Origin of the sequence: Pseudoalteromonas sp. MMG010 (assembly GCF_018100905.1) — a bacterium.
In the GTDB taxonomy this organism is placed as follows: domain Bacteria; phylum Pseudomonadota; class Gammaproteobacteria; order Enterobacterales; family Alteromonadaceae; genus Pseudoalteromonas.
Genome location: NZ_JAGJEG010000030.1, coordinates 1 through 1,616, shown reverse-complemented (window position 1 = coordinate 1,616; position 1,616 = coordinate 1). Strand labels below are relative to the sequence as shown.

1 rRNA gene is annotated in these 1,616 nt (G+C 47.6%); it reads left to right on the top strand.

Features of this window, described 5'->3' with window-relative positions:
- Positions 1 to 130 precede the first annotated feature (130 nt).
- Positions 131 to 1,616, top strand: a 23S ribosomal RNA gene (locus J8L70_RS15965); the annotation flags it as partial.

Below are 1,616 nucleotides of genomic sequence, written 5' to 3'. Positions count from 1 at the left end.
AAAAAAGAATGATAGCAGTATCATTCAGTGCCAATTTAATCTTCGGATTAATTGGTATCTACTTTAGTATTCAATATTAACTTCTGGCGAAGTTAAACTGTCACATAACAAAGACCCGTTTGGGTTGTATGGTTAAGTGACTAAGCGTACACGGTGGATGCCTTGGCAGTTGGAGGCGATGAAGGACGTATTAACTTGCGATAAGCCTAGTCAAGCTAGTAAAAAGCGCTTGAGACTAGGATTTCCGAATGGGGAAACCCACCTGCTTGCAGGTATCGTTAACTGAATACATAGGTTAACGAGGCGAACGCGGAGAACTGAAACATCTAAGTACCCGTAGGAAAAGAAATCAACCGAGATTCCGATAGTAGCGGCGAGCGAAATCGGAACAGCCCTTAAGCTTATTATGTGTTAATGGAAGGCTCTGGAAAGTGCCACGATACAGGGTGATAGTCCCGTACATGAAAACGCATTTTAAGTGAAATCGAGTAGGTCGGAGCACGTGAAACTTTGACTGAATATAGGTGGACCATCATCTAAGGCTAAATACTCCCAACTGACCGATAGTGAACCAGTACCGTGAGGGAAAGGCGAAAAGAACCCCTGTGAGGGGAGTGAAATAGAACCTGAAACCGTGTACGTACAAGCAGTAGGAGCCCACTTGTTGGGTGACTGCGTACCTTTTGTATAATGGGTCAGCGACTTATATTTTGTAGCGAGGTTAACCGTTTAGGGTAGCCGTAGGGAAACCGAGTCTTAACTGGGCGAATAGTTGCAAGGTATAGACCCGAAACCCGGTGATCTAGCCATGGGCAGGTTGAAGGTTGAGTAACATCAACTGGAGGACCGAACCCACTAACGTTGAAAAGTTAGGGGATGACCTGTGGCTAGGAGTGAAAGGCTAATCAAACCGGGAGATAGCTGGTTCTCCCCGAAATCTATTTAGGTAGAGCCTCGGACGAATACTTACGGGGGTAGAGCACTGTTAAGGCTAGGGGGTCATCCCGACTTACCAACCCTTTGCAAACTCCGAATACCGTAAAGTACTATCCGGGAGACACACGGTGGGTGCTAACGTCCATCGTGAAGAGGGAAACAACCCAGACCGCCAGCTAAGGTCCCAAAGTCATAGTTAAGTGGGAAACGATGTGGAAAGGCCCAGACAGCCAGGAGGTTGGCTTAGAAGCAGCCATCCTTTAAAGAAAGCGTAATAGCTCACTGGTCGAGTCGGTCTGCGCGGAAGATGTAACGGGGCTAAACTATGCACCGAAGCTGCGGATTCAAAATTTATTTTGAGTGGTAGGGGAGCGTTCTGTAAGCGGTTGAAGGTGTACCGGGAGGTATGCTGGACGTATCAGAAGTGCGAATGCTGACATGAGTAACGATAATGCGGGTGAAAAACCCGCACGCCGGAAGACCAAGGGTTCCTATCCCATGTTAATCAGGGTAGGGTAAGTCGACCCCTAAGGCGAGGCCGAAAGGCGTAGTCGATGGGAAACGGATTAATATTTCCGTACTTGGTATAATTGCGATGGGGGGACGGAGAAGGCTAAACAAGCATGGCGTTGGTTGTCCATGTGAAAGTGAGTAGGTTAGTGACTTAGGTAAATCCGGGT